This is a genomic window from Roseateles sp. (assembly GCF_039929605.1).
Taxonomy (GTDB): Bacteria; Pseudomonadota; Gammaproteobacteria; order Burkholderiales; family Burkholderiaceae_C; genus Pelomonas.
The window spans coordinates 1-24,631 of record NZ_JBDSQX010000113.1 but is presented as its reverse complement, the minus strand read 5'-3'; the positions used below and the strand labels follow the sequence as shown (position 1 = coordinate 24,631).

General features: G+C 67.8%; 29 protein-coding genes. 17 read left to right on the top strand and 12 right to left on the bottom strand.

Going from position 1 to position 24,631, the window contains the following annotated elements:
• Positions 1–31: 31 nt before the first annotated feature.
• The 3 genes from ABIS05_RS15640 (at position 32) to ABIS05_RS15630 (ending at position 2,091) form a co-directional block, all read left to right on the top strand.
• Complete coding sequence (locus ABIS05_RS15640; protein ID WP_348012322.1) at positions 32–355, top strand: DUF1840 domain-containing protein; 324 nt, start codon at positions 32–34, stop codon at positions 353–355.
• Between the two features lie 2 nt (positions 356–357).
• Positions 358–999: a histidine phosphatase family protein gene (locus ABIS05_RS15635; protein WP_348012331.1), complete on the top strand. Its 642-nt coding sequence runs from the start codon at positions 358–360 to the stop codon at positions 997–999.
• 135 nt (positions 1,000–1,134) lie between these two features.
• Positions 1,135–2,091, top strand: coding sequence for a porin (locus ABIS05_RS15630; protein ID WP_348012321.1), 957 nt, complete (start codon positions 1,135–1,137; stop codon positions 2,089–2,091).
• Positions 2,092–2,190: 99 nt separating this feature from the next.
• On the opposite strand, the gene ruvB is transcribed toward ABIS05_RS15630, so the two are convergent.
• The 4 genes from ruvB to ABIS05_RS15610 form a co-directional block, all read right to left on the bottom strand.
• Positions 2,191–3,249: a Holliday junction branch migration DNA helicase RuvB gene (gene ruvB / locus ABIS05_RS15625; RefSeq protein ID WP_348012320.1), complete on the bottom strand. Its 1,059-nt coding sequence runs from the start codon at positions 3,247–3,249 to the stop codon at positions 2,191–2,193.
• Entirely contained in the window at positions 3,246–3,815 is a 570-nt protein-coding gene (ruvA, locus tag ABIS05_RS15620) for a Holliday junction branch migration protein RuvA (protein ID WP_348012319.1), read from the bottom strand. Before ruvA ends, ruvB begins: the two co-directional genes overlap by 4 nt.
• 78 nt (positions 3,816–3,893) lie before the next feature.
• The gene (locus tag ABIS05_RS15615) at positions 3,894–4,547 is read right to left on the bottom strand and encodes a response regulator transcription factor (RefSeq protein WP_348012318.1); all 654 of its coding nucleotides are present in this window, start codon (positions 4,545–4,547) and stop codon (positions 3,894–3,896) included.
• Between the two features lie 24 nt (positions 4,548–4,571).
• The gene (locus tag ABIS05_RS15610; RefSeq protein ID WP_348012317.1) at positions 4,572–5,990 is read right to left on the bottom strand and encodes an ATP-binding protein; all 1,419 of its coding nucleotides are present in this window, start codon (positions 5,988–5,990) and stop codon (positions 4,572–4,574) included.
• A gap of 88 nt (positions 5,991–6,078) precedes the next feature.
• Here ABIS05_RS15610 and ABIS05_RS15605 point away from each other — a divergent pair, with 88 nt between their 5' ends.
• Both ABIS05_RS15605 and ybeY read left to right on the top strand, forming a co-directional pair.
• Positions 6,079–7,053: a PhoH family protein gene (locus tag ABIS05_RS15605; protein ID WP_348012330.1), complete on the top strand. Its 975-nt coding sequence runs from the start codon at positions 6,079–6,081 to the stop codon at positions 7,051–7,053.
• Positions 7,050–7,499, top strand: a complete 450-nt coding sequence (gene ybeY / locus ABIS05_RS15600) for an rRNA maturation RNase YbeY (RefSeq protein ID WP_348012316.1) — start codon at positions 7,050–7,052, stop codon at positions 7,497–7,499. The genes ABIS05_RS15605 and ybeY overlap by 4 nt, the downstream gene beginning before the upstream one ends.
• Here ybeY and ABIS05_RS15595 read toward each other — a convergent pair.
• Both ABIS05_RS15595 and hemB read right to left on the bottom strand, forming a co-directional pair.
• Positions 7,481–8,584: a magnesium transporter CorA family protein gene (locus ABIS05_RS15595; RefSeq protein WP_348012315.1), complete on the bottom strand. Its 1,104-nt coding sequence runs from the start codon at positions 8,582–8,584 to the stop codon at positions 7,481–7,483. The genes ybeY and ABIS05_RS15595 overlap by 19 nt on opposite strands.
• Before the next feature lie 7 nt (positions 8,585–8,591).
• Positions 8,592–9,608, bottom strand: coding sequence for a porphobilinogen synthase (gene hemB / locus ABIS05_RS15590; protein WP_348012314.1), 1,017 nt, complete (start codon positions 9,606–9,608; stop codon positions 8,592–8,594).
• A gap of 279 nt (positions 9,609–9,887) precedes the next feature.
• Here hemB and ABIS05_RS15585 point away from each other — a divergent pair, with 279 nt between their 5' ends.
• From ABIS05_RS15585 to ABIS05_RS15560, 6 genes are read left to right on the top strand one after another with little or no spacing between them, the layout of a single operon-like run.
• On the top strand, positions 9,888–10,316 hold the full coding sequence (locus ABIS05_RS15585; RefSeq protein ID WP_348012313.1) for a CopD family protein: 429 nt from the start codon (positions 9,888–9,890) through the stop codon (positions 10,314–10,316).
• Between the two features lie 8 nt (positions 10,317–10,324).
• A complete protein-coding gene (locus ABIS05_RS15580; RefSeq protein WP_348012312.1) occupies positions 10,325–11,425 on the top strand; it encodes a VanZ family protein in 1,101 nt (366 codons plus the stop codon).
• Between the two features lie 14 nt (positions 11,426–11,439).
• Entirely contained in the window at positions 11,440–11,766 is a 327-nt protein-coding gene (locus ABIS05_RS15575) for a (2Fe-2S) ferredoxin domain-containing protein (RefSeq protein ID WP_348012311.1), read from the top strand.
• Positions 11,763–12,404: an alpha/beta fold hydrolase gene (locus ABIS05_RS15570; protein WP_348012310.1), complete on the top strand. Its 642-nt coding sequence runs from the start codon at positions 11,763–11,765 to the stop codon at positions 12,402–12,404. Before ABIS05_RS15575 ends, ABIS05_RS15570 begins: the two co-directional genes overlap by 4 nt.
• A 21-nt stretch (positions 12,405–12,425) precedes the next feature.
• A complete protein-coding gene (locus ABIS05_RS15565; RefSeq protein ID WP_348012309.1) occupies positions 12,426–13,583 on the top strand; it encodes a D-alanyl-D-alanine carboxypeptidase family protein in 1,158 nt (385 codons plus the stop codon).
• Positions 13,584–13,597: 14 nt separating this feature from the next.
• Positions 13,598–13,900 (top strand): DUF493 family protein, encoded by a 303-nt coding sequence (locus ABIS05_RS15560; protein WP_348012308.1) that lies wholly within the window; start codon positions 13,598–13,600, stop codon positions 13,898–13,900.
• Between the two features lie 3 nt (positions 13,901–13,903).
• Here the strand turns inward: ABIS05_RS15560 and ABIS05_RS15555 are convergent, their stop codons facing one another.
• On the bottom strand, positions 13,904–14,524 hold the full coding sequence (locus ABIS05_RS15555; protein WP_348012307.1) for a tetratricopeptide repeat protein: 621 nt from the start codon (positions 14,522–14,524) through the stop codon (positions 13,904–13,906).
• Between the two features lie 57 nt (positions 14,525–14,581).
• Between ABIS05_RS15555 and lipB the strand changes: the two genes are divergently transcribed.
• Together lipB and lipA are read left to right on the top strand one after the other, a co-directional pair.
• The gene (gene lipB, locus ABIS05_RS15550; RefSeq protein WP_348012306.1) at positions 14,582–15,271 is read left to right on the top strand and encodes a lipoyl(octanoyl) transferase LipB; all 690 of its coding nucleotides are present in this window, start codon (positions 14,582–14,584) and stop codon (positions 15,269–15,271) included.
• Between the two features lie 2 nt (positions 15,272–15,273).
• Positions 15,274–16,260: a lipoyl synthase gene (lipA, locus tag ABIS05_RS15545; protein WP_348012305.1), complete on the top strand. Its 987-nt coding sequence runs from the start codon at positions 15,274–15,276 to the stop codon at positions 16,258–16,260.
• On the opposite strand, the gene ABIS05_RS15540 is transcribed toward lipA, so the two are convergent.
• From ABIS05_RS15540 to ABIS05_RS15525, 4 genes are all read right to left on the bottom strand, one after another.
• Entirely contained in the window at positions 16,261–17,259 is a 999-nt protein-coding gene (locus tag ABIS05_RS15540; protein WP_348012304.1) for an N-acetylmuramoyl-L-alanine amidase-like domain-containing protein, read from the bottom strand. It lies immediately after the preceding gene.
• Between the two features lie 78 nt (positions 17,260–17,337).
• Entirely contained in the window at positions 17,338–17,829 is a 492-nt protein-coding gene (locus tag ABIS05_RS15535) for a TlpA disulfide reductase family protein (RefSeq protein ID WP_348012303.1), read from the bottom strand.
• Between the two features lie 31 nt (positions 17,830–17,860).
• Positions 17,861–19,009: a hypothetical protein gene (locus tag ABIS05_RS15530; protein ID WP_348012302.1), complete on the bottom strand. Its 1,149-nt coding sequence runs from the start codon at positions 19,007–19,009 to the stop codon at positions 17,861–17,863.
• 212 nt (positions 19,010–19,221) lie between these two features.
• Complete coding sequence (locus ABIS05_RS15525; protein ID WP_348012301.1) at positions 19,222–20,460, bottom strand: CaiB/BaiF CoA-transferase family protein; 1,239 nt, start codon at positions 20,458–20,460, stop codon at positions 19,222–19,224.
• A 70-nt stretch (positions 20,461–20,530) separates the two neighbouring features.
• Between ABIS05_RS15525 and ABIS05_RS15520 the strand changes: the two genes are divergently transcribed.
• From ABIS05_RS15520 to ABIS05_RS15510, 3 genes are read left to right on the top strand one after another with little or no spacing between them, the layout of a single operon-like run.
• Positions 20,531–21,001 carry a hypothetical protein gene (locus tag ABIS05_RS15520; protein ID WP_348012300.1) on the top strand — a complete coding sequence of 157 codons (471 nt, stop codon included), beginning with the start codon at positions 20,531–20,533 and terminating at the stop codon, positions 20,999–21,001.
• 10 nt (positions 21,002–21,011) lie between these two features.
• Positions 21,012–21,410 (top strand): PTS fructose transporter subunit IIA, encoded by a 399-nt coding sequence (locus ABIS05_RS15515; RefSeq protein ID WP_348012299.1) that lies wholly within the window; start codon positions 21,012–21,014, stop codon positions 21,408–21,410.
• Positions 21,407–21,676 carry an HPr family phosphocarrier protein gene (locus ABIS05_RS15510; RefSeq protein ID WP_348012298.1) on the top strand — a complete coding sequence of 90 codons (270 nt, stop codon included), beginning with the start codon at positions 21,407–21,409 and terminating at the stop codon, positions 21,674–21,676. The genes ABIS05_RS15515 and ABIS05_RS15510 overlap by 4 nt, the downstream gene beginning before the upstream one ends.
• On the opposite strand, the gene ABIS05_RS15505 is transcribed toward ABIS05_RS15510, so the two are convergent.
• Positions 21,677–22,432, bottom strand: a complete 756-nt coding sequence (locus tag ABIS05_RS15505; protein WP_348012329.1) for a GNAT family N-acyltransferase — start codon at positions 22,430–22,432, stop codon at positions 21,677–21,679.
• 164 nt (positions 22,433–22,596) lie between these two features.
• Here ABIS05_RS15505 and ptsP point away from each other — a divergent pair, with 164 nt between their 5' ends.
• Entirely contained in the window at positions 22,597–24,375 is a 1,779-nt protein-coding gene (gene ptsP / locus ABIS05_RS15500) for a phosphoenolpyruvate--protein phosphotransferase (protein WP_348012297.1), read from the top strand.
• Positions 24,376–24,631 lie beyond the last annotated feature (256 nt).

Sequence of the window (24,631 nt, the reverse complement as noted above, 5' to 3'; positions counted from 1 at the left end):
GCTCAACGCAGGGCAGGCCCACAATGCGCCCATGCTCTACCGCTTCAAATCCAAGGCCGGTGCCGACGTCGTCATGCTGGCCGAGTCCGGTGATGCCGTGCTGCGCCTGATGGGCCGCGAGCCCGCTACCCAAGGCATCCTCGAAGCTGCGGCCCTGCCCGGGCTGCTCCAGTCGCTGGAAGCAGGCGTTGCCGCCGATGACGCGCAGTTCCAGCAAGGCGTCGATGCCGCCAAGGCCGCCGGCGAAGCCGCACCGCGCCGCCAGGGCGTGTCCCTGCGCCAACGCGCCTGGCCGCTGCACGAGCTGATGGCGCGCAGCCAACGCGAGGGCGCCGACGTCGTCTGGGGCGTCTAGTGCTGGAGCAGGCGACCCGATTCATCGTCATCCGTCACGGCGAGACTGCCTGGAACCGCGCGACGCGCATCCAGGGGCATACCGACATCCCGCTCAGCCCGCTGGGCTTGGCCCAAGCCGAGCGACTCGCCGAAGCCCTGGCTGACGAGCCGCTCGCAGCCATCTACAGCAGCGACCTCAGCCGCGCCCGCCAGACCGCCGAGGCTGTGGCCTCTGCCCACGGGCTTGCCGTGCAAGTCGATGCCGGCCTGCGCGAGCGCGCCTTTGGCCGTTTCGAGGGCATGAGCTGGGATGAGATTGCTCAGCAGCACCCCGAAGACGCCGTCCGCTGGCGCAAGCGCGAGCCGGACTTCGACGTCGGCGACGGCGAAAGCCTCAACACCTTCAGCGCCCGTTGCCTGGCCGCCGCGCGCCGCATCGTGGCCGCCCACCCCGGCGAGAACATCGCCCTGGTCGCGCATGGCGGCGTGCTGGACTGCCTGTACCGCGCCGCGACGCGAACCGCACTCGACGCGCCGCGTAGTTGGCAACTCGGCAACGCAACGATCAACCGCCTGCTCGCCACCTGCGAAGGCTTCACGCTGGTCGGCTGGAACGACGACCGCCATCTCGCCGGCCTTAGCGCTGACGACGTCAGCGCCTGAGCGATCCCTAAGCCGACTGTTGCATTGACGCGTCGGTCCTGTCGGTTGTGACAGAGGTCCCTCCTATACTCGTTTCTACTTGTTCTCCCCGGCTGGGCTGTCAACCCGCCGCAACCCCCATTTCAAAGGCCCACGATGAAGAAAATTGCACTCGTTGCCGCGCTCGCCGCTATTTCGGTCGCTCCCGCTTTCGCCCAAAGCTCGGTCACCCTGTGGGGCCGCCTGAACACTACGGTTGAAAGCCAGAAGACTGGCAACCAGGACCGCAAGGCCGTGATGGAGAACAACAGCTCCCGTCTTGGCGTGCGCGGCGTCGAAGATCTGGGCGGTGGCCTGAAGGCTGGTTTCAATCTGGAGCACGGCCTGAATTCGGACACCGGCGCGGCATCCGGCGGCACGCAGTTCTGGAGCCGCCAGGCCAACGTCGAACTGATCGGCTCCTTCGGCGCGGTTCGTCTGGGTAGCTGGTTCCCGGATTCTTACTTCTCGACCATCGATCGCGTCAGCAACCACAACCACGACACCGGCACCTCGTCGGACGCACTGTTCTCGTCCTTCGCGTTCGGTTTCCGCACCAACAAGGTCGGCTATTTCTCGCCGACGATGGGCGGCTTCAGCTTCATCGCCAGCGCTCACGCTGGTGAAGGCACGCCTGGCGACGCACGTGCGTTCGACCTGTCGGGCAACTACGAAGTGGCCGGCCTGCACATCGGCGCAACCTACGCTCAGGCCGACACGGCTGCCAAGCGCAAGAACTACACCGTCGAAGCCGACTACGGCTTTGGCCCGTTCCTGGTTGCCGGTTACTACCAGCGCGAAGAAGTCAACGGCTTCCGCTCGCGCGACATCGGCCGCGTGTCGGCCATGTACACGGTGGGTGCTTCCGAATTCCACGTCAACGTGGGCGGCACCAAGTCGGGTGGCGACGGCACGTTCAGGAACGCTGGCGCTTCGCAGTGGACGCTGGGCTACAACTACAACCTGAGCAAGCGCACCAAGCTCTACGGCTTCTACACCAGCATCGACCAGAAGCTGAGCAACAAGGCCGGCGACTTCGACTCGCTGGCTGTGGGCATCCGCCACAACTTCTGATCCTTCCGGACCAGAAACAAGAAAGCGCCTTTCGAGGCGCTTTTTCTATTGAACGGCGCCTGAGGGCGCCGTTTTGCTGAAGCATGCCGTGCGGCGGTTTTACTCCCCGAACAGATCGGGCACGCCCTTATGGCCAGGCGGCGTCAGACCCAGGTGGCGATAGGCGGCGGCCGTCGCAATGCGGCCCCGCGGCGTGCGCTGCAGGAAGCCCTGCTGGATCAGATAGGGCTCGATGACGTCCTCGATGGTGCCGGCCTCTTCGCCGATGGCGGCGGCGACGTTCTCCAGGCCGACCGGGCCGCCGTCGAAGCGGTGCACGACCGCTTCCAGCAGCTTGCGGTCCATCAGGTCGAAGCCTTGCGAATCGACATCCAGCATCACCAGCGCCTTGTCGGCGATGCCGGCGACGATGCGACCGTCGGCCTTCACCTCGGCATAGTCACGCACGCGGCGCAGCAGGCGGTTGGCGATGCGTGGTGTGCCGCGTGAGCGGCGGGCGATCTCCAGCGCGCCGTCGGCGTCGATGGGGGCGTTCAGCAGGCCAGCCGAGCGCGTCACGATGCGCTGCAACTCCGCAGCTGTGTAGAACTCAAGCCGCAAGACGATGCCGAAGCGGTCGCGCAGCGGGTTGGTCAGCATGCCGGCGCGCGTCGTGGCGCCCACCAGCGTGAAGGGCTGCAGATCCAGTTTGATCGACCGGGCGGCGGGGCCCTCGCCGATCATGATGTCGATCTGGTAGTCCTCCAGCGCCGGGTAGAGGATTTCTTCGACGACGGGGCTGAGGCGGTGGATCTCGTCGATGAAAAGAACGTCGTTCTTTTCGAGATTGGTCAGGATGGCCGCAAGGTCCTTGGGCTTTTCCAGCACGGGCCCGGAGGTCTGGCGCAGGTTCACGCCCAGCTCGGCCGCGATGATGTGGGACAGCGTCGTCTTGCCCAGGCCCGGTGGGCCGAACAGCAGTACGTGGTCCAGTGCCTCGCGGCGCTTGCTGGCGGCGCCAATGAAGATTTCCAGTTGCTCGCGGGCCTTGACCTGGCCGACGTAGTCGTCGAGGTGCTTGGGTCGCAGCGCGCGCTCCATCGCCTCCTCGCGGGCGGACTCGGGCGCGGCGCTGACGATGCGGGGCGCAGGCGCGAAGTCGTCGGTCTGAATGCTCATGACAGCTTCTTCAGCGCCAGCTTGATGCCATCGCTAACGCCGACGTCTGGCGGCAAGGCCTTCAGCGCGGCGGCGGCATCCTTCTCGCTGTAGCCCAGCGCCACCAGGGCTTGCAGGATGTCGGCCTGGGCGTCGTTGGCCACGGTAGCCGGCAGCGCGAGGTCGGCGCCGAGCTTGCCCTTGAGTTCCAGCAGCAGCCGCTCGGCAGTCTTCTTGCCGATGCCCGGCACCTTCGTCAGGCGGCCGGTCTCCTGGCGGGACACGGCTTGCGCGAGTTCGGGCACCGACAGGCCGGACAGCAGGCCCAGAGCCATCTTCGGGCCGACGCCGCTGATCTTGATGAGCATGCGGAAGGTGGCGCGCTCCTCGTGCGTGAGGAAGCCGAAGAGCTGGTGCGCGTCTTCGCGGACGGTGAGGTGGGTCAGCAGCACGGCCCGCTCGCCCAGGCTGCCGAGGTTGAAGAAGGTGCTCATCGGCACGTCGACTTCGTAGCCCACGCCCGCCACGTCGATGACGATTTGCGGGGGCGATTTTTCGGCGATGACGCCGCTGAGTCTTCCAATCATGGCCCGATTATCCGGGCCGGCTCTAAGTCAGTTGAGGACGGAGCTGCGCGCTGCGCACGCAGGTCCATCCCCAAATCATTAGTTTCGCCCGAACAAACCCAGCCGCTGCGCTTCCAGCGCGGCCTCGGCCCGCGAGCTCACATTGAGCTTGCGGTAGATCTGCTTCACGTAGTCGGCGATCGTGTGGCGGCTCAAACCGAGCTGGACGCCGATTTCTGGCAGTGTGTAGCCCTTGGCCACGCGCAGCAGCACTTCGGTCTCGCGGTCGGTCAGCGAGACTTCGTGCAGCAGCGGCGAAGGCGGCTTCTTGACCTGCGCCGCGAAGTAGGCGATGACCTTGCGCGCGATGGACGGCGACAGCGGCGGCTCGCCACCGCTCATGCGTTGCAGCTGTTCCACCAGCAGCTCGCGCGACTGTTCCTTCAGCAGATAGCCGAAGGCACCGGCCTGCAGGGCGGGGAAGAGGTGCTCGTCGTCGTCGTGGATGGTGACGATGACGGACTGCACCTCGGGCTGCTTCTCGCGCAGCGCGGCGATGACCTCGACGCCCGACCCATCCGGCAGACCCAGGTCGAGCAGCGCGAGCGTGAAGCGCTGGCCGTTGACGAGGGACAGCGCGTCCTGCACCCGCGAGCATTCGGTGATCTGGGCATTGGCGAACACCTGCTTGATCAGCGCCTTCAGCCAGGCGCGGATCTCCGGGATGTCTTCGAGCAGCAGGATGTGGTTCATGGGGGCCTTGGAATCAGAGCGAAATCACAGCGGAATGGTCAGCCGGATAACGGTACCCCAGCCGGGGCCGGATTCAACGAGGCACTGGCCATGCATTTGCTTGGCACGTGATTTCATGCTCGCCATGCCGTGGCCTCTGTCCAGGCGACCGTCCAGTTCGGACGGGATGCCCTGGCCGTTGTCCTGGATGGTCAGCACGAAGTCGCCGTCCTGGAAGGCGCTGGAGATCGTCGCATTGGTCGCGCCGCTGTGCTTGATGATGTTGGAGACCGACTCGCGCAGGATGCGCGTCGTCTGCACATAGGAGCGGGCCTGGAAGGTGTGCTCGATGTCTTCGGCGGGGCTCTTCCATTCGGCCAGGATGTTGGCCTGGCCCAGGCGTGAAACCACTTCCGCACGCCAGTCGCCCAAAGCGTCGATGAGGTGCACCGGCTTGCCCGTCAGGCCGCGTACCGACAGCCGCATCTCCTCCAGCGCCTCGCGCGCCAGCGTCGAGATGCGGTCGGACTCGCTGGTGTGCACGATGGTCAGCAGCTTGGCGCCGAGGTCGTCGTGCAGGTCGGCGGCAATGCGCTTGCGCTCGCGCTCGGTGACCTGTTCGAGCTTTTGCTCGGCCAACTGGCTGTGGCTGCGTTCCACCTCGGCGATGCGCTCGGCCACGCGTTGTTCGACGGTGGCGACCCGCTTCTCGGCCTCGACCCGGGCATGTGCGACCTGGTTCACCAGTTGCAGCCCCAGGGCCAGCATCAGCAGGGGCAGCAGCAGGCCCAGCCACGGCGAGGCCGTGAACCACAGCGTTTCGCTGACGCCGGACAGGCCCATTTCGGCCAGCAAGGCCAGCATCGTCGGCAGCAGCAGCGCGGCCATGAGGCGCAGCTCGCGCGATTGCGTCTCGTCGGGCGAAGCCTGCAGACGCAGGCGGCGCAGCCACAGCGACCAGCCCATGGCGGCCACGAGTTCCAGGCTCAGCACCGCATGCCAGACCGTGCCGAGGATGCCGACCTGGCCACCCCCCAGCAGCAGGCTGGCCGGCACGACGAGGCACTGGATGAGTAGCGCGTGGTCGATCCAGCTGCGCTTCCAGTTCATCTGGCGCAGCAGGAACTGCACGCCGCACAGCACCAGCAGCGTCATCAGCAGCGGCCGCAGGCCCGCAGCGCCGGGCGCAGCTGTCGCGCGCAGCACGACCCAGCTCAGCATCATGCCGACGAGGAAGCTGGCCGGCCGTTCGCGGTGGTGCAGGCTGGAGACGAGGCCGACCACCGTGGCCATTAGCGCCAGCATGGCCGCCAACCAGCCATGCAACGCGGCGGCCCAGTACAGGCCTGCCTGGGCATGGGCCTGCGCGTGGGCGACTGCCGGCCACAGCGCAGCCAGGGGCATCAACAGAAACAGGGGCGGGCGCCAGGCCATTGCGGCCCTGCGCGCGGTGGGGGACGTCATGGGGCGGCATTGTGCGGGAGGCCCGGTGCCCGCCGGGCCGGGAATGCACCAGCGACAATCCACGACTGCTCCATTTTTGCTGCCCCAAGTGATCCTGCGCTTCGTCCTCGAACCCGTCGACAACACCCGCCTGGCCCGCGTCTGCGGCAGCCTGGACATCCACCTGCGCGAGATCGAGGCGGCGCTGAGCGTGAAGCTGAGCCGCCGCGATGCCGAGTTCCGTGTCGACGGCCCCAAGGCCGCGGTCGACCGCACCAAGGCGTTGCTGGAGACGCTGTACGAGCGCGCCCGCCGCCCGCTTCCCGCCGAGACCATGCAGCTCGCTCTGGTCGAAGCCAAGACGCCCGAGGCCTCCGAGGCGGCCGAGGCCAGGCCCGGCGACGACGGCGGCCTGGTGCTGCGCACGCGCCGCACCGACCTGGCGGCCCGCACGCCGCGCCAGCACCAGTACCTGCAGCAGATCCTGTCGCACGACATCACCTTCGGCCTCGGCCCCGCAGGCACCGGCAAGACCTTTCTCGCCGTTGCCTGCGCCGTGGACGCGCTGGAGCGTTCGGCCGTGCAGCGCATCATCCTGACCCGCCCGGCGGTTGAGGCCGGCGAACGCCTGGGCTTCCTGCCCGGTGACCTGACGCAGAAGGTCGACCCCTATCTGCGCCCGCTCTACGACGCGCTCTACGAACTGCTTGGCGTCGATCGCGTGACCAAGGCCTTCGAGAAGGCCCAGCTCGAAGTCGCGCCGCTTGCCTTCATGCGCGGCCGCACGCTGAACCACGCCTTCGTCATCCTGGACGAAGCCCAGAACACGACGCCCGAGCAGATGAAGATGTTCCTGACGCGCATCGGCTTCGGCAGCAAATGCGTCGTCACCGGCGACACCAGCCAGATCGACCTGCCGCGCGGCACGCAGTCCGGCCTCATCGATGCCGAGCATGTGCTGGCCAACGTCAAGGGCATCGCGATGACGCGCTTCACCAGCGCCGACGTCGTGCGCCATCCGCTGGTGGCCCGCATCGTCGAGGCCTACGAGGCGCGCGCGCTGCGCGAGGCGCGTGAGCAATGAAGCCGGAACTCAAGCTGTCGCTGCAGTTCGCCGACCCGCGCCACCGCGCGCTGCTGCCGCGTCACAAGGTGCAGCGCTTCATCCGCGCGGCGCTTGAGCTGCCGGGCGAAATTGCCGTGCGCATCGTCGGCGCCGAGGAGGGCCGCGCGCTCAACCGCGACTACCGCAGCAAGGACTACGCGACCAATGTGCTGACCTTCGACTACAGCCATGAGCCCGTCGTCGGTGCGGACCTCGTCATCTGTGCCGAGGTCGTGGAGAAGGAAGCGATGGAGATGGGCATTCCACTGCTGGACCACTACGCCCACATGCTCGTGCACGGCACGCTGCACGCGCAGGGCTATGACCACGAGGCCGACGACGAGGCCGACTGCATGGAAGCGCGCGAGACCGAGATCCTCGCCGCGCTGGGCTTCGCCGACCCCTATCAGCGCCCGTCCAGATAGCGCTTGCCGCGGAAGAACAGCCACAGCCCTAGCGCCACGGTCACGATCAGCAGCGACGCCTCCCAGAAGCCGTTCGGGTTCTTGATCAGCGGCATCCAGTCGAAGTTCATGCCGAAGATGCCGGTGATCAGATTCAGCGGCAGGAAGATGGCGGTGAGCACCGTCAGCGTGCGCATGATGCTGTTGGTGCGGTGGCCCAGCGCGCTGAAGTGCATCTGCACGGCGGACTCGGCCGACGACTCCAGCCGGCGCACATGCGTCAGCACCCGCTCCACATGCTCCAGCACGTCACGCGAGCGCACGCGCAGCAGCTCGCGCTCGCGGGTCACGTGCGGGTCGTCGTCGGCCGGCCATTCGTCCAGCGCGTCTATCCATTCCTGGATGGCGGCGCGCTGGTCCTCGCAGGTGTCCTCCAGCCGGTGCAGCGCGTCGCGGCTTGCCAGCAGCAAGGGCCAGTCGTTGAACTCGCTGTTCTGGTCCAGCAGCACGCGTTGCAGCGTGCCGAGCTGGCGCGTCAAGAGGCGACGCAGCTCCAGGTAGCTGTCCACCATGTGGTTGACCATGCGCAGCATCAGGTCGGCCGAGCTGGTGGGCATGCGGGCGCTGCCGCGCGCGGCGGTCTTGTCCCGGCCTTCGGTCAGGCGGTCGAGCTTCTGCGCAAAGAACTCGCGCACCTGGCAGTCGGTCGGGTGCACCGTGACCAGCACGCGGTCGAAGACGGCGAAGCCGACCGGGCTGGTGTCGATGGCGCGCAGCGCGCGCTGCGCCGAGGCCAGCGTGCCGTGCTCGTCGTCGACGAACAGGTCCTGGCTGCCGGGTGCCGCAGCCAGGCGGCGAAACACCAGCATGTCGTACCAGGACGTGTAGTCGAAGTGCGAGGGCAACTGGTTGTTGATCAGGTCGGCCACATGCAGGTCGACGATGCTGCCGCAGCCCCAGCGCACCAGCGCCTGCTGCGCGGCAGCCTCGCCCACCTCGAATTCGCGCCGGCCGTAGCCCAGCCACAGGAAGCCGCGCTCGGGCAGCGTGTCGGGGAGTGCGACGAGTTCGCCGAAGTCGTCCGGCAGGATGTGGAAGGCCCGCATCGCCGAGCTAGCCCTGCTTCAGCAGCCGCGCGGCGTCGAGCGCGAAATAACTCAACACGCCATCGGCACCGGCGCGCTTGAAAGCCAGCAGCGACTCCATCATCACGGCGTCATGGTCCAGCCAGCCATTGGCCGCAGCGGCCTTGAGCATCGCGTACTCGCCGCTCACTTGATAGGCGAAGGTCGGCACGCGGAACTCGTCCTTCACGCGGCGCACGACGTCCAGGTAAGGCATGCCGGGCTTCACCATGACCATGTCGGCGCCCTCGGCCAGGTCCAGCGCCACCTCGCGCAAGGCCTCGTCGCTGTTGCCCGGGTCCATCTGGTAGGTCTTCTTGTCCGCCTTGCCCAGGTTGCCGGCCGAGCCGACGGCGTCGCGGAAGGGGCCGTAGAAGGCGCTGGCGTACTTGGCGCTGTAGGCCATGATGCGCGTGTGGATGTGGCCGGCGGCCTCCAGCGACTGGCGGATGGCACCGATGCGCCCATCCATCATGTCGCTGGGCGCGACGATGTCCACACCCGCATCGGCCTGCACGATGGCCTGCCTGGCGAGGATCTCGACGGTCGGGTCGTTGAGGATGTAGCCGCTCTCGTCGATGACGCCGTCCTGGCCGTGGCTGGTGAAGGGGTCCAGCGCCACGTCGGTCAGCACGCCGAGTTGCGGGAAGTGCGTCTTCAACGCTCGCACCGCGCGCGGCACCAGGCCGTCGGGGTTGAGCGCCTCGGCGCCGTCGGGCGTCTTCAGCGCCGCATCGATGACAGGAAAGAGCGCGATGACCGGCACGCCCAACTCGACGCACTGTTCGGCCGTGCGCAGCAGGTGGTCCAGGCTCTGGCGCGACACGCCGGGCATGGAGGCGACGGCGTCCAGGCGGTTCTCACCTTCGTGGATGAAGACGGGCAGGATGAGGTCGCTGGCCGTCAGCGAATGCTCGCGGACGAGAGCACGCGTGAAGGCGTCTCGGCGCAGGCGGCGCGGGCGCGCCGCAGGGAAGGCGGATGAGGTGACAACTGAGCGGGCCAAGGCGAATCCTCGAACGGGGCAGGCAGATGAGGGGGCTGCGGCCCGGCGTGTGCTGGACAACACATCCAGCGTCATTTATTCGTGACGCTACCGCTCAGGCGCGCTAAACTTGCCGTCGAATGATAGCCGCAAGGTCGTCGTTCCCTGCTTTTCCTCCCTGAGCAGGAGCCTTGACGTGATGACAGCGAAAAGGCTTTCTCGGCCCCGGTTTCTACCGGGGCCTTTTTTATGGTTCTTCGCATCGGCGGAGCACCGGCCGGCGCTGCCCATAATGGCCGCATGCTCTGGGTCAAAGCCTTCCACATCGTCTTCGTCGCCGCCTGGTTCGCCGGCCTTTTTTACCTGCCGCGCATCTTCGTGAACCTGGCCATGGTGGCGCCCGACAGCCATGCCGAACGTGAGCGCCTGCTCTTGATGGCACACAAGCTGCACCGCTTCAGCAGCATCCTGATGGGCGTGGCGCTGCTGCTCGGGATCTGGGTGCTGGTGGGTTGGGGCGTCAGCCGCTTTGCCGGCAGCTACTGGCTGCACGCCAAGATGCTGTTGGTCGTTGGTGCGCTCGGCCTGCATCACATGAACCGGCGTCTGCTGCGCAGCTTCGAGGAGCTGTCCAACCGCCGCAGCCACAAATGGTTCCGCGTCTACAACGAGAGCGCCGTGCTGCTGTTCACCGCCATCGTCGTGCTGGTGACGGTCAAGCCGTTCTAAACCTCCGAATGCGCCACCGGCAGAGCTCCGCCACCTGGCTGCTGCTGGCCCACATCGGGCTGGTCGCCTACGCCAGCCTCTACCCGTTCTGGCCCTGGCGCTGGCCGCCCGGCATGGGTTTGCCGTGGGTGTTCGACCTGCCCTGGCCGCCGCGCTTTTATGCCTATGACATGCAAGCCAACCTGCTCGGCTACATCCCGCTCGGCCTGTTGGGCTTTGCGGCGGGGATGCGTTCGGGCTGGGGCCTGCGGGTGTCGCTGGTGTTCGGGCTGCTGCCAGGGCCGGCGCTGTCCTTGCTGATGGAGACGTTGCAGTTCTTCCTGCCTGGCCGTGTGCCGTCGCTGTCGGACTTGGCGCTGAACTCCGCCGGCAGCACGTTGGGTGCGCTGCTCGGCGTGCTGCTCAACAGCCTGGGCGGCTTGCAGCGCTGGGAGGACGTGCGTGACCACTGGTTCGGCGCCAGCAGCGCGCCGGCGCTGGCCCTGCTGGCGCTGTGGCCCGTGGCGCTGCTCTATCCCACGCCACTGCCTTTCGGCTTGGGTCAGTGGCTGCCCTGGTGGCGAGAGACCTTGCTGGACGGCCTGTCCGGGACCCCCTGGGCGTTGAGCTGGGGCGACGCCGTCGCCGTCGAAAGCGAACTGCCACCCGGCCTGCAGGCGCTGGCGATCGGGCTGGGCTTGGTCGCGCCCGTGCTGCTGATGATCACGGTTGCCCGCGCCGGCCTGCGCCGTCTCGTGCTGGCCGGCGGCGCCGTGCTGCTTGGCCTGCTTGGCACGGCCACGGCCACGGCCATGGCCTTCGGGCCCGACCATGCCTGGGCCTGGCTCAGCGAGGCGACCCGGCCCGGCGTCGGCCTCGGCATAGCGTTGTGTGTGCTGGCCTGCCTGCTGCCATCGCGCGTGGCTGCAGCGCTGGGCCTCTTCGCTTTGTGCGCATTGATCGGCCTCATCAGCGTCGCGCCCAGCGACCCGTATCTGGCACTGAACCTGCAGGCCTGGGAGCATGGCCGCTTCGTCAACCTCTACGGCCTGACGCGCTGGGTCGCCTGGACCTGGCCTTTCATTGCGCTGGCCTGGCTGGCCGCGCGGCTGGTGCACAACCCCCGATGAGAGAATGCGGCGCGATGAGTTACTACCAGCGCCACCTCTTTGTCTGCCTGAACCAGCGCGCCAGTGGCGAGGCCAGTTGCGGCGACCACGACGCCCAAGGCGCCTTCGATCACTGCAAGTCCCGCGTGAAGCAACTCGGCCTGGCCGGCAAGGGCGGCGTACGGGTCAACAAGGCCGGCTGCCTGGACCGCTGCGCCGGCGGGCCGGTGGCGGTGGTCTACCCGGAAGCCGTCTGGTACTCCTGGGTCGACAAGAGCGATCTCGACGAGATCGTCGAAAGCCATCTGCGCGACGGCCAAGTCGTCGAACGCCTGGTGTTGCCGGACGACGTCGGTCGATGAACTCGCAGACCGACAAGCGCCTCATCGCCGGCCCGGCTGGCCAGATCGAGGTGGCCATCGACCTTCCGCCAGGCTCCGACTCAGGCGCCACGCCCGTCGGCACCGCGCTCATCTGCCACCCCAACCCGACCCAGGGCGGCACGATGGACAACAAGGTCGTGCAGACGCTGGCGCGCGCCTTCATCCAGCTCGGCTGGCGCGCCGTGCGCTTCAACTTCCGCGGCATCGGCAAATCCGAAGGCGCGTGGGACGAAGGGCGCGGCGAGGTCGATGACGCGATGGCGGTGCACGACGCCCTGCGCGCGCCCGGCGAGACGCTGGTCCTGGCCGGCTTCTCCTTCGGCGGCTACGTCGCCGCGCAAGCCGCTCTGCGCTTGACCGAGCCGGCCCAAGCGGCGAAGCGCCTCGTCCTCGTCGGCCCGGCTACCAGCCGCTTCGACACCGCTCCCGTGCCGGCCGACACCGTAGTCATCCACGGCGAGGTCGACGACGTCGTGCCTCTCTCCGCCGTGCTCGACTGGGCGCGGCCGCAGTGCCTTCCCGTCATCGTCGTCCCCGGCGTGGGCCATTTCTTCCATGGGCAGCTGCCTCTGCTCAAATCCCTTGTCGTGCGCGCTTTCGATCTCACAAAGATCTAGTCGACGCGCCTGATCCAGCCGATGAAACGAATCCTCTCTTCCGTCATTGCCTCGCTGGCCGTAGCCCTGGCGCTCACCGCCCAGGCCCAGGCGCCGCTGCCGCCCGAGATTGCTGCGCGCAACTACGTGCTCATCGACCTGACGTCGCACAAGACCCTCGCCGAGCGCGAGGCCGATGCGCCGCAGGACCCGGCGTCGCTGACCAAGCTGATGACGGCCTACGTCGTCTTCGGCGCGCTGCGCGAGAAGAAGCTGACGCTGGAGCAGGCGCTGCCCGTGTCCAAGCGCGCCTGGGACGAGCGCAAGGGCGACCCCTCGCTGATGTTCATCGACACGACGATGACGCCCAAGGTCGACGAGCTGCTGCGCGGCCTCATCATCCAGAGCGGCAATGACGCCGCCGTGGCGCTGGCTGAAGGTGTGGCCGGCACGGTCGAGAACTTCGTGCAGTTGATGAACCGGCAGGTCCAGGCCTGGGGCCTGAAGAACACCGAGTTCAGGAACGTGACCGGCATGTCCGAGCCCGGCCACAAGAGCACGGCGCGCGACATGGCCAGCGTGGCCGCCCACATCATCACGGACTACCCCGAGTACTACGCCTACTACTCGCAGCGCGACTACACCTTCAACAGGATCCGCCAGGACAACCGCAACCTGCTGCTGCGCCGCGACCCGACCGTGGACGGCATGAAGACCGGCTACACCGAGGCGGCCGGCTACTGCTTGGTGGCCAGCGCGAACCGCGACTTCCCCAACGGCAAGCGCCGCCTGCTGAGCGTCGTCATGGGCACCGCCTCCAAGGAAGCGCGCGCCAGCGAAAGCCAGAAGCTGCTGAACTGGGGCTACACGGCGTTTGACGCGGTCAAGGTCTTCGATGCCGGCACGGCCATCAAGACGGTGCCGATCTGGAAGGGCGAGGCCAAGGAGGTCAGGTTGGGTGCAGCGGACGCGATCTTCGTCGCCGTGCCGCGCGGCGACGCCGGCAAGCTGCAAACCCAGGTCGAGCACACCGACCCGCTCGTCGCGCCGCTGAACAAGGGCCAGCGCGTGGGCACGCTGCGCGTGACGACGACGGCCGGTGCGCTGGTGGCCGAGGTGCCGCTGATCGTGCAGGAGGCCGTGCCGGTCGCCGGCATCTTCGGCCGCGCGTTCGACTCCATTCGCCTGTGGATCAAGTAAGCAGCGAGGACGCCATGAACTTGCCTCCCGATTTGCCTGAATTGCCCGAGGTGCCGCCCGAGAAGTCGCTCATCGAGTACCCGTCGCAGTTCCCGATCAAGGTCATGGGCGCGAAGGTCGACGGTTTCGTCGACGCCATCGCCCACATCGCCCGCCAGTTCGACCCCGGCTTCGACGCGTCCACCATCGAGCAGCGTCCCAGCAAGGCCGGCAACTACCTGGGGCTGACGATCACCATCACGGCCACCAGCCGCGATCAGCTCGATGAGATCTACCGGACGCTGACGACGCACCCGATGGTCAAGGTCGTCCTCTGAGCGTCAGCTGGCGTCGTCCAGCGCCTTGACCTTGGCCTTGGCGGCCACGTCGCCGTTCTTCGCGGCCGCGTCAAACCAGTAGCGCGCCAGCCGCGCGTCCGCTGCCACGCCCAGCCCGGTCTCGAACATCGACGCCACCAGATATTGCGCGCCGACGTCGCCGGCCTTGGCGGCGTCTAGGTACCAGCGGTGGGCCTGCGCCATGTCCTGTGCCCGGCCACGGCCGAGGTAGAAGCAGGTGGCGATGGCCAGCGCGCCGTCGCCGTTGCCGTGCTCGGCGGCGCGTTCAAACCAACCGCAGGCGGCGGCCTTGTCGAGCGGGCCATGGCGGCCCTGCTCGACCATTTCGCCCAACGCGTTCTCGGCCAGCGCGTACTTCTGCGCGGCGGCGAGTTCCAGCAGCTGCCAGGCCTTGGCATCACTTGCGTTGGGTAGTTCGCGGCGCAGATTCATCATCGCCAGGTTGAACTGGCCCAGCGCCTCGCCGCGCTTGGCCGCCGCAGTGAAGCCCTTGGCGGCGGCCTTCAGCTTGCCCTCGTCGTAGGCGGCCACCGCATCGTCGAGGGACGCGGCCTGCGTGAGCGAGGCGGTGAACAACAGGGCGGCAATCAGCGGAATCTTCATCGGGTGGAGTCGGCTTGGGTGGGCGAGGGCTTACAGCGCCTGCCTATGATGCCGTGCATGATCGTCAAGACCCTCGGGCGGGTCGATTACCTGCCCACGCTGGAGGCCATGCGCGCCTTCACAGCGGCGCGCGGTGCCGCCGATGCCGGTGATACGCCGGACGAGCTCTGGCTCTGCGAACACCCGCCCACCTTCACCCAAGGCATCGCCGGCAAGCCGGAGCACCTGCTGTTGCCGGGCGACATCCCCGTGGTGCCGACCGAGCGCGGCGGCCAGGTCACGTACCACGGCCCGGGCCAGGTGACGGCCTATCCGCTGATCGACCTGCGGCGCCAGGGCATCTTCGTCAAGGAATACGTCTTCCGCCTGGAGACGGCCCTCATCCAGACGCTCGACAGCTACGGCGTGACCGGCCTGCGCGTGGCCAGCGCGCCGGGCATCTACGTGCGCCCGGCCGACCCCGGCAGCCATGCCGCGCTGGCCGGCCCGGTCGACCCGGCGAACGCCTTCAAGGGCCTGGCCAAGGTGGCCGCCTTGGGCATCAAGGTCAGCCGCCACTGCACGTTTCACGGCCTCGCGCTCAACGTCGCGATGGACCTGGAACCCTTCCAGCGCATCAACCCGTGTGGATACCCAGGGCTGGAAACCACATCCCTCGATAAACTCGGGGTTTTCACCGACTGGCCGACTGCGGCCGGGCGGCTCGCCGAGCGGCTCTCGGCCCAATTTGAAGTCTCGACGCCCTGACCATGTCCGACACGACGACCTACGACCCGACGATCAAGCAAAAGGCCGAGGCCAAGACCTCCCGCATCCCGATCAAGATCGTTCCCGTGGCGCAGGCCGAGGTGCTGAGGAAGCCCGACTGGATTCGCGTCAAGGCCGGCTCGCCGTCGACCCGCTTCTATGAGATCAAGCAGATCCTGCGCGAGCACAAGCTGCACACGGTCTGCGAAGAGGCCAGCTGCCCCAACATCGGCGAATGCTTCGGCAAGGGCACGGCCACCTTCATGATCATGGGCGACAAGTGCACGCGCCGCTGCCCGTTCTGCGATGTCGGCCACGGCCGGCCCGACCCGCTGGACGTGGATGAGCCGCTGAACCTGGCCAAGACGATTGCCGCGCTCAAGCTCAAGTACGTTGTCATCACCAGCGTGGACCGTGACGACCTGAAGGACGGCGGCGCCGGTCATTTCGCCGAGTGCATCAGCAAGGTCCGCGAGCTCAGCCCGATGACGCAGATCGAAGTGCTGGTGCCCGACTTCCGCGGCCGCGCCGACCGCGCGCTGGACATCCTGAAGGCCGCGCCGCCGGACGTGATGAACCACAACCTGGAAACCGCGCCACGCCTGTACAAGGAAGCGCGCCCCGGGTCGGACTATCAGTTCAGCCTCGATCTGCTGAAGCGCTTCAAGGAGGCGGTGCCCGGCGTGCCGACCAAGAGCGGCATCATGGTCGGCCTGGGCGAGACGGACGACGAGATCCGCCAGGTCATGCGCGACATGCGCGCGCACAACATCGACATGATCACCATCGGCCAGTACCTGGCCCCGTCGAGCCACCATCTGCCGGTGCGCCGCTACGTAACGCCGAACATGTTCAAGCAGTTCGAGAAGGAAGCCTACGAGCTGGGTTTCACGCACGCGGCCGTCGGCGCGATGGTGCGCTCCAGCTACCACGCGGACGAACAGGCCCACGCCGCATTGAATCCGGCCCTGAACCCCACCGCCGCCTGATCAGTTGGCGAGTGCCGCCGGTCGCGCGGGGCGTGGCTGCGGCGCCATCGGTGGCACCTGGGGCGAGTCGTTCAGCCGCAGAAACTTGAAGCCGGCGAGTTGCGCCTTGTTCTGCCCAGCGTTGCGAGCATCCCGCGCCTCCAGGCGGGCGATGAAGGCCTGCAGCGTTTCCTCCCGCACCTCGGGCTCGGACGAATGCAGCAGTCGGCGCGAGCCATCCGCGCCGGTGACGATGAGGCCGACGTGCGAGGCCCAGGAGTCATTGCCGCGGCTGGAGATGATGTTGACGAAGTCGCCATCCTGCAGCTGCGCCTCGATGGCGGCTACGTCCTGCTTGGCGACGTAGACGTCGTCGAAATCCTGCACCGGGATGTCGCGCTGGATCTTGAACTGCTTGAGCAGAAAGGCGCGGCGGTCGATGCGTTGGTGGTAGGCCTGGGTCGGCACGCCGAGCGCGGTGGTGATGTCCTGCACCAGCCAGCGGTTGGCGACATTCCAGTCGGCCTCGGTGTAGTGGTTGCGCGTGGCCGTGCCGATGACGCCGTCGCGGTAGCGCAGGCGCTGCAGCATCCAGAAGAATTCTTCCCACGACGCGCTCAGCGCCATCGCATAGATGTGTTCGACGAAGACGACGCAGTCGCTCTTGGCCAGGTTGAACAGCGGCTGGCTGTCGTAGGTCTCGTAGGGGAACTCGCCCAGCAGGTAGAGCTCGTAGGGCTGGCCGATGTTCTTGCGCGCCAGCGCGGTGATGCGTTGGCGCAGCGCGGGCTGGTCCAGCTGCTGCCAGGCCAGGAAGCGACCGAGCTCGGCGGGCTGCATCTTGTAGAGCGGCTTGTTGAGCAGGCCGGTCAGTTCGGCGGCATCGAGGTCGACGCGGCGCGCGGCATCTAGCTGGGCGGCGGTCGGCTGGACCAGGGGCGGCGTTGCGGGCGGCGGTGGCTGATGGGCGCAGGCTGCCAGCAGCAGCGTGACGGCCACAGCCGCGAGAGTCTTTTGCATCGCCGAAGTTTCAGGGAAAGTGCGGCGCCGCAGTCATGACACCTCGTGCTGCGCCCATAACCAGCGGGTGAGCCGGTCCTAGCTCTCTGCGAGCAACTGCTCGATGAGTCCGTGCAGCGCGGCGAAGTCGGGTTCGCCGACATAGCGCTTGACGACCTCGCCGTGCTTGTTGATGAGGAAGGTCGTCGGGGTCATCTGCACCGAGCCGAAGGCCTGGGCAACCGCGCCGGTGTTGTCGATGGCCACGCCGAAGGGCAGCTTGCGGGTCTCGGCGAAGCGGGACACGAACGCGGGCGGGTCGTAGCTCATGGCCACGGCCAGGGTGTCGAGCCCGCGGGCCTTGAACTTGTCGTGCGTGGCGACGATCTGCGGCATTTCCTTCACGCAGGTCGCGCAGCTGGTGGCCCAGAAGTTCACCAGCATGACCTTGCCAGCCCACTGCTGGGAGCTGGCCTTCTGGCCGTTCAGCAGCACGTAGCTGACCTCGGGGGCACGTTCGCGGGCGCAGCCGCTGAGGGCGGCGGCGCAGATCAGCGCGAGTGCGGGAACGAGGGTGCGGCGGTTGGGCATGGCCGCCATTCTAGGAAAACCGTCAATTCCCTCAGTTCCGCTTGGCCAGCTCGAACATCAGCAGCGACGGCAGCGCGTCCGGCAGGTGGCGGCGCGAGATGCGGGCCAGGCCATCGTCGGTGGCGGTGGACAGCTGGGTGCGATGCTCGCCGTCGAACATCTCGACGAAGCAGAAGTCCGGCGCATCGCGCATCACTTCGGCGATCAGCTGCAGCAGCGCCTCGTTCATCAGCCCTGCCTCGAACAGCAGCGCGTGCGGCAGGCCCTCGCGGCAGAACTGCTCGGCCTCGGCCACGCTGCCCACCACGTCCACCAGCATGCCCATGTGGCGCACGGCGGCTTGCGCCTCGCTGCGCAGGTCGCGGTGGGCCGACAGGATCAGCAGCTGGCAGCCGGCCAGCGGGCGCGAGTTGCCGCCCATGCGCTCAACCTCGGCCTCCAGCCGCGCGTGGGTGCTGTCGGGCGGCGGTGCCTCGTCCGGCGCGAGCTGGTTGAACTCCAGCGTCAGCAGCGTGATACCGGCCTCCTGCTCGCGCAGCGGCAACACGCCCAGCGTGATGGCGGTCTGCTCCAGCAGCTTCCAGGCGAGCGAGTCCAGCCCCGGCGTCGCGGCGCGGGGCTCGGTGTCCCCGCCCAGCAGCTCCAGCGAGCGGTGGGCGAAGCGGCAGCTCAGCCGCGCCTTCACGGGCCAGGGCGTCAGGTCCAGGCGCAGGTCGACGGAGGAATGCGTGTTGGCCAGCGCCCAGTCCATCAGCGCGTTCAGCAGCGCGAACAGCAGGGCGCCGTCGGCCCAGATCTCCACGGCCTGCAGCGACTGGCGCACCTGCACGCCACGCGCCTGGGTCTCGCGGCTGCGCTGGGCCAGCACGCTGCGCAGCATCTGCGTGAGGTGCTGGCGCTCGCGGTTCAGGCGCAGGCGGCCGGAGGCCAGGCGGGACAGTTGCTGGCCAAGCATGCCGGCGGTGCGGGCGTCGTCCACGCTGCGGCGCAGCAGGCGCAGGCCGCGGCGGTCGATCTGGCCGGTGGTGGCGAGGGCCTGGATCTGCTCCAGCGCCGCGCTCAGCGGCCCGGCGATCTCGGCGCCCAACTGCTGGACGATGTCGGCCCACTGCACCGGCGTGGGCTCAGGCGTGACATCGTTGGCGGCGCTGACAGGCGCTGAAGAAGGCGGTGTGGACATGACCCCGATGACGACAAGCCGCGACGGATGGTTCTAGGTTGTTGGCCCGCCGCGGTGAGAAACCGCATGCTGAGGACAGGACGCTCCCGGCTCCATCCCCTGCCTGGGTGGAAACCCTTGGTTCAGGGGTGGGTTTGCCCTCAAGAAGCTTCGACCAGCAACCGAAATGCGTCGGCAAACCCAAACCGATGGCCACATGGGTGGGTTTGCCCTCAAGCGACCACGCCTGCGGCGAGCCACATATCGATATCGGAATCGCTGCAGCCAGCTTCGCGCAGCAAGTCGCGGCTGTGTTGCCCCAGCAGCGGCGGCGCGTGACGGTACTGCACCGGCGTGGCGGACAGCTTCATCGGGCTGGCGACCAGGCGCAAATCAGGTGTCAGCGGGTGATCCATGCCAACAACGGCGCCACGCGCCTGTGCCTGCGGGTCGGCGAGCGCTTCATCGATGCCATTGATGGAGCCGCAGGGCACCTTGGCCGCCTCCAGCGCGCTCAGCCACTCGTTGCGCGGGCGCTGGCGGATGGTTTCTTCCAACAGCGGCACCAGCACCGCGCGGTTTCGCACGCGCCCGGCATTGGTCGCGAAGCGCGTATCCGCCGCCCACGCCGGCTGCCCGGCGACGTCGCAGAACTTGGCGAACTGGCGGTCGTTGCCGACGGCCAGGATCAGATGGCCGTCGCTGGCCTCGAACACCTGGTACGGCACGATGTTCTGGTGCGCGTTGCCCATGCGGCGCGGCACCTGGCCGCTGCACAGGTAGTTGCTGCCCAGGTTGGCCAGCATGGCGAGTTGGGTGTCCAGCAGGGCCATGTCGATGACCTGGCCCTGGCCGGTGGCGTCGCGGTAGCGCAGCGCCGCCAGGATGGCGACGGTCGCATACATACCGGTGAACAGGTCGGCCACCGCCACGCCCACCTTCTGGGGCCCGCCGCCGGGCAGATCGTCGCGCTCACCGGTCACGCTCATCAGCCCGCCCATGCCCTGCACGGCGTAGTCATAGCCGGCGCGCTCGGCGTAGGGGCCTGTCTGGCCGAAGCCGGTGATCGAGCAGATGACGAGGCCGGGGTGCTCGGCCAGCAGGCTCTGCGCGTCCAGCCCGTAGCGGGCCAGGTCGCCGACCTTGAAGTTCTCCACCAGCACGTCGACCTGCGCCGCCAGCTTGCGGACGATGGCTTGGCCCTCGGGCGTGGCGAGGTCGACGGCCAGCGAGCGCTTGTTGCGGTTGGCGCCCAGGAAGTAGGCGGCCTCGGTCGTGTCCTGCCCGTCGGCGTCCTTTAGATAGGGCGGGCCCCAGGCGCGGGTGTCATCGCCGCTGCCGGGTCGTTCGATCTTGATGACGTCGGCGCCGAGGTCGGCCAGCGTCTGGGTACACCATGGGCCGGCCAGCACGCGTGAGAGGTCCAGCACGCGCACGCCCGCCAGCGCTTGTGGGGTTGGCAGTTCTTGCATACGGAATTGTCGCGGGCCCGCTGCCGATAATTCGGCCATGCGCCTCTGTCTCACTGCCGGATTTGCCCTAATGCTGATGTTGCTGTCAGCCTGCCAGCCGGCGCTGAACTGGCGCGAGGTGCGGCCGGCGCAGTCCAACGCCGTGGCCTTGTTCCCCTGCAAGCCCGAGGTTGAGCAGCGGCCGGGCATGGGCCTGGCCCAGTGCGAGGCGGCGGGGCTGCGCTTCGCGCTGTCCTGGGCCGATGGCCCCGACCCCACCCAGGCCGGCGCCGCGCTGAAGGCCATGACCCAGGCGCTGGCCGCCAAGCTCGGCCAACCGCTGCCGGCAGCGCAGCCGCTGAAGGTGCCTGGCATGACGCCGCTGCCCGAGGCCGCCCAGCACCGGATCGCCGGCGCCAGCGGCGTTGCCCGCGTGGCCGTGTTCTCCCATGGTGGGCGGGTCTACCAGGCGCTGATGACGGCGGCGCAGGACGAGCCGGCCGCATGGGACAGCTTTCTCGGCGGCTTGCGTGTTCATGGGGACATCGAGCCCGCCCGCTAACATCCCGCCCATGCCCCAACTGCTCGTGATCGCCCACGCGCCGCTCGCTTCTGCGCTGCGGCAGGTGGCCGAGCACACCTTTCCGGACTGCGCGCCCACGCTGACCGTGCTGGACGTCCACCCCGGCATGTGCGCCGACGACGTCGAAACGGCCGCGCGCGCGCTGATGGCCGGCGCCACTCAACCCGAATGGCTGGTGTTGACCGATGTCTTCGGCGCGACACCCTGCAACGGCGCTCTGCGCCTGGCGGGCGAGCAAGTGCAGGTGCTCAGTGGCGTCAGCGTGCCGATGCTGTGGCGCACGCTCTGCTACGCCAGCCAGAAGTCCTTGACCGAATTGGCCCGGAGGGCTGCGCAAGGCGCGGTCGCCGGCGTCGTCGCCACGCCTCCTTTGCCTCCCGACGAATGATCAAGTCCACCCTCACCATCAGCAACAAGCTCGGTCTGCACGCGCGCGCCTCGGCCAAGCTGACCAAGCTGGCCGGCAGTTTCAAGTGCGACGTCCACATGAGCCGCAACGGCCGGCGCGTGAACGCCAAGAGCATCATGGGCGTCATGATGCTTGCCGCCGGCCTGGGCGCTGCCGTCGAGCTGGAAACTGAAGGCGACGACGAGCAGGCGGCGCAGGACGCGATCACCGCCCTCGTCAACGACAAGTTCGGCGAAGGCCAGTAATCAGCTGCTGAGGCGGCGAAAGCGCGCGGGCAAGTCCGCCATGCGTACCAGCAGCGGCAGGTCGGCCGTGTTGAAGTCGGGGTCCCAGGCCGGCTCTCCCATCAACTTGGCGCCGCAGCGCAGATAGCCGCGGATCAGCGCCGGCGCTTCGACGTTCAGGTCCTGGCGCAGATGGGCGATCGGCAGCGGCAGCCGCGGCCGCACCTGGCAGTCGATGGGCGCGAGGTGCGTCGCCGCGATCTGCTTCCACAGGCTGGCCGCGAAATGCCCGCCGTCCCGCATGCTGACGCTGGCGCAGCCGATGACAGTGTCCAACCCGTTGCGGGTCATGAACTCGGCCATCGCGCCCCACAGCGCAATGATGGCGCCGCCGCTGCGGTGGTCGGCATGCACGCAGGACCGGCCGATCTCCGCCACACGGGAGCGCATCCCGCGCAGGCGTGTCAGGTCGAACTCGGTGTCGCTGTAGAAGCCACCGGCGCGCTTGGCGGCGGCGGGGGTCAGCACGCGGTACGTGCCGACGACGGGGCCTGGCTCGCCATCCTCCCCGCCGGCACGCACCAGCACATGCTCGCAGTGGGCGTCGAAGAGATCGATGTCCAGGCCGGGCGCCCTGCCGTTGTTCGGCGTCAGGCGCGCGCCCATCTCGACGGCGAAGACCTGGTAGCGCAGCGCCTGCGCCTCGCGCACCTCGGCCTCGCTGTTGGCCCAGCTGACGCTCAGGCGGGTGGAAGAGGCGCGCTCCGGGCGCGACATGACGGGGGCATGCGACGGCGCACGCGTGACGATTTGGCTGCGATTCATGCGCCGGAATGCTGAGCGTCTGGTTTGACGCAGCCATGAAAGCACTATGAAGAAACCATGACGCGCGAGGCTGGTACAACCGGCTACATTGCCCCCTCGATCTGCGGGGTGTGCTGATGAGTTTCCAGGTGTTCGGCATTGCGGTCTCACGCGGCGTGGCCATCGGCCGCGCGGTGCTGGTGGCGTCCAGCCGTGTCGACGTGGCCCACTATTTCGTCGCGCCCGACCAGATCGCGCCAGAGATTGCCCGCCTGCTGCGCGGGCGCGATGCCGTCGTGCTGGAGCTGGAAACGCTGCGCGACGAACTGCCGGTCGACGCGCCCCACGAACTCGCCGCGCTGCTCGACGTTCACCTGATGCTGCTGCATGACGAAGCCCTCACCGGCAGCGCCAGCCAGTGGATCGTCGACCGCCACTACAACGCCGAATGGGCGCTGTCCGCCCAACTCGAAGTGCTGGCGCGCCAGTTCGACGAGATGGAGGACGCGTATCTGCGCGAACGCAAGGCCGACCTGGAGCAGGTCGTCGAGCGCGTGCTACGCGCGCTGGCGCACGCCCTGGGCGACACGCCCACGCCCGTCACGCCGCGCGACTTTGGCGGTGAAGACCCGTTGCTGCTCGTCGCCGCCGACATCGCGCCGGCCGACATGATCCAGTTCAAGCGCAGCGTCTTCCGAGGATTCATCACCGACATCGGCGGCAAGACCTCGCACACGGCCATCGTCGCCCGCAGCCTGGACATACCGGCCGTCGTCGGCACCCGCGAGGCCTCGCGCCTCATCCGGCAGGATGACTGGGTCATCATCGACGGCGACGCCGGCACCGTCATCGTCAACCCCTCGCCCATCGTGCTGGAGGAGTACCGCTTCCGCCAGCGCCAGAGCGAGCTGGAACGCGCGCGCCTGGGCCGCCTCAGGCACACGCCCGCCGTCACGCTGGATGGCGAGCACATCGAGCTGCACGCCAACATCGAGATGCCGGCCGACGCGGAAGCTGCCGTAGCGGCGGGCGCGACCGGGGTTGGCCTCTTCCGCAGCGAATTCCTGTTCATGAACCGCGACGGCGACCTGCCGAGCGAAGACGAGCAGTTCGTCGTCTACAAGGCGGCCGTCGAGGCCATGAAGGGCATGCCGGTGACGATCCGCACCGTCGACATCGGCGCCGACAAGCCGCTCGACCGCCTCAGCGTCTCCGAACTGCGCCATGAGCATGTGCTCAACCCGGCCATGGGCCTGCGCGCCATCCGCTGGAGCCTTGCCGAGCCCAGCATGTTTCGCCAGCAGCTCCGCGCCATCTACCGGGCGAGCGCCTTCGGCAAGGTCAGGCTGCTCGTGCCCATGGTCGCCCACCTCAGCGAGGTGAAGCAGATCATTGAGACGATCCGCAAGGTGCAGCAGCAGCTCACCGATGCCGGCCACGCGTTTAGCCACGTCGAGCTTGGCGTCATGATCGAGATCCCCGCCGCCGCGGTGATGCTGCCGCTGCTGCTGCGCCACCTGGACTTCGTTTCCATCGGGACAAATGACTTAATCCAGTACACGCTGGCCATTGACCGCGCGGACGAAGCGGTGGCGCATCTGTATGACCCCTGGCACCCGGCGGTGCTTCAACTCATCAACGGAGCCATCTCGGAGTCACGCGCCGCAGGCAAAGGCGTCAGCGTCTGCGGTGAGATGGCCGGCGACCCCGACTTCACCGACCTGTTGCTGGCCATGGGGCTGCGCAGCTTCTCCATGCACCCGTCCCAGATTCCGGCCGTGAAACAGCGCGTGCTCCGCGCCGATACCCAGCGGCTGGCGGCGGCGCTGCCGCGCGTGCTTGAAAGCGAAGACCCGCAGTCGGCGGCCAGCAAGGAATTCGCAACCGCCAGAGGTGGCGCAGCAGCGGTTCACTGAGCAGAGCTAACGTTCTGGCCCTGCTTCGACCGCCTCTGCTACTAGATGATGGACGCCGCAGCGTCAGCCGGCGAGCACACCGCCCCCGAAGACCAAATTGATCGACCGCTTGCAATCCCCGAAAAACCCGTGCTACAGTCGTGGGCTTCGCTGCTGACAAAAGCGCTTCGAGATCTGGCAACGGATTGGGGTGTTGAGGATGGGCGGAGGCGGGTTGAAAGACCTGGGCGGGCTTGAGACAAGTCGGCGAGTGCTT

Coding starts and splice junctions, on each gene's coding strand:
- ABIS05_RS15640 (WP_348012322.1), top strand. CDS start 32: ATGCTCTACCGCTTCAAATCCAAGGCCGGTGCCGACGTCGTCATGCTG.
- ABIS05_RS15630 (WP_348012321.1), top strand. CDS start 1,135: ATGAAGAAAATTGCACTCGTTGCCGCGCTCGCCGCTATTTCGGTCGCT.
- ruvB (WP_348012320.1), bottom strand. CDS start 3,249: ATGAGCATTCAGACCGACGACTTCGCGCCTGCGCCCCGCATCGTCAGC.
- ruvA (WP_348012319.1), bottom strand. CDS start 3,815: ATGATTGGAAGACTCAGCGGCGTCATCGCCGAAAAATCGCCCCCGCAA.
- ABIS05_RS15615 (WP_348012318.1), bottom strand. CDS start 4,547: ATGAACCACATCCTGCTGCTCGAAGACATCCCGGAGATCCGCGCCTGG.
- ABIS05_RS15610 (WP_348012317.1), bottom strand. CDS start 5,990: ATGACGTCCCCCACCGCGCGCAGGGCCGCAATGGCCTGGCGCCCGCCC.
- ybeY (WP_348012316.1), top strand. CDS start 7,050: ATGAAGCCGGAACTCAAGCTGTCGCTGCAGTTCGCCGACCCGCGCCAC.
- ABIS05_RS15595 (WP_348012315.1), bottom strand. CDS start 8,584: ATGCGGGCCTTCCACATCCTGCCGGACGACTTCGGCGAACTCGTCGCA.
- ABIS05_RS15585 (WP_348012313.1), top strand. CDS start 9,888: ATGCTCTGGGTCAAAGCCTTCCACATCGTCTTCGTCGCCGCCTGGTTC.
- ABIS05_RS15580 (WP_348012312.1), top strand. CDS start 10,325: ATGCGCCACCGGCAGAGCTCCGCCACCTGGCTGCTGCTGGCCCACATC.
- ABIS05_RS15575 (WP_348012311.1), top strand. CDS start 11,440: ATGAGTTACTACCAGCGCCACCTCTTTGTCTGCCTGAACCAGCGCGCC.
- ABIS05_RS15570 (WP_348012310.1), top strand. CDS start 11,763: ATGAACTCGCAGACCGACAAGCGCCTCATCGCCGGCCCGGCTGGCCAG.
- ABIS05_RS15565 (WP_348012309.1), top strand. CDS start 12,426: ATGAAACGAATCCTCTCTTCCGTCATTGCCTCGCTGGCCGTAGCCCTG.
- ABIS05_RS15560 (WP_348012308.1), top strand. CDS start 13,598: ATGAACTTGCCTCCCGATTTGCCTGAATTGCCCGAGGTGCCGCCCGAG.
- ABIS05_RS15555 (WP_348012307.1), bottom strand. CDS start 14,524: ATGAAGATTCCGCTGATTGCCGCCCTGTTGTTCACCGCCTCGCTCACG.
- lipB (WP_348012306.1), top strand. CDS start 14,582: ATGATCGTCAAGACCCTCGGGCGGGTCGATTACCTGCCCACGCTGGAG.
- lipA (WP_348012305.1), top strand. CDS start 15,274: ATGTCCGACACGACGACCTACGACCCGACGATCAAGCAAAAGGCCGAG.
- ABIS05_RS15540 (WP_348012304.1), bottom strand. CDS start 17,259: ATGCAAAAGACTCTCGCGGCTGTGGCCGTCACGCTGCTGCTGGCAGCC.
- ABIS05_RS15535 (WP_348012303.1), bottom strand. CDS start 17,829: ATGCCCAACCGCCGCACCCTCGTTCCCGCACTCGCGCTGATCTGCGCC.
- ABIS05_RS15530 (WP_348012302.1), bottom strand. CDS start 19,009: ATGTCCACACCGCCTTCTTCAGCGCCTGTCAGCGCCGCCAACGATGTC.
- ABIS05_RS15525 (WP_348012301.1), bottom strand. CDS start 20,460: ATGCAAGAACTGCCAACCCCACAAGCGCTGGCGGGCGTGCGCGTGCTG.
- ABIS05_RS15520 (WP_348012300.1), top strand. CDS start 20,531: ATGCTGATGTTGCTGTCAGCCTGCCAGCCGGCGCTGAACTGGCGCGAG.
- ABIS05_RS15515 (WP_348012299.1), top strand. CDS start 21,012: ATGCCCCAACTGCTCGTGATCGCCCACGCGCCGCTCGCTTCTGCGCTG.
- ABIS05_RS15510 (WP_348012298.1), top strand. CDS start 21,407: ATGATCAAGTCCACCCTCACCATCAGCAACAAGCTCGGTCTGCACGCG.
- ABIS05_RS15505 (WP_348012329.1), bottom strand. CDS start 22,432: ATGTCGCGCCCGGAGCGCGCCTCTTCCACCCGCCTGAGCGTCAGCTGG.
- ptsP (WP_348012297.1), top strand. CDS start 22,597: ATGAGTTTCCAGGTGTTCGGCATTGCGGTCTCACGCGGCGTGGCCATC.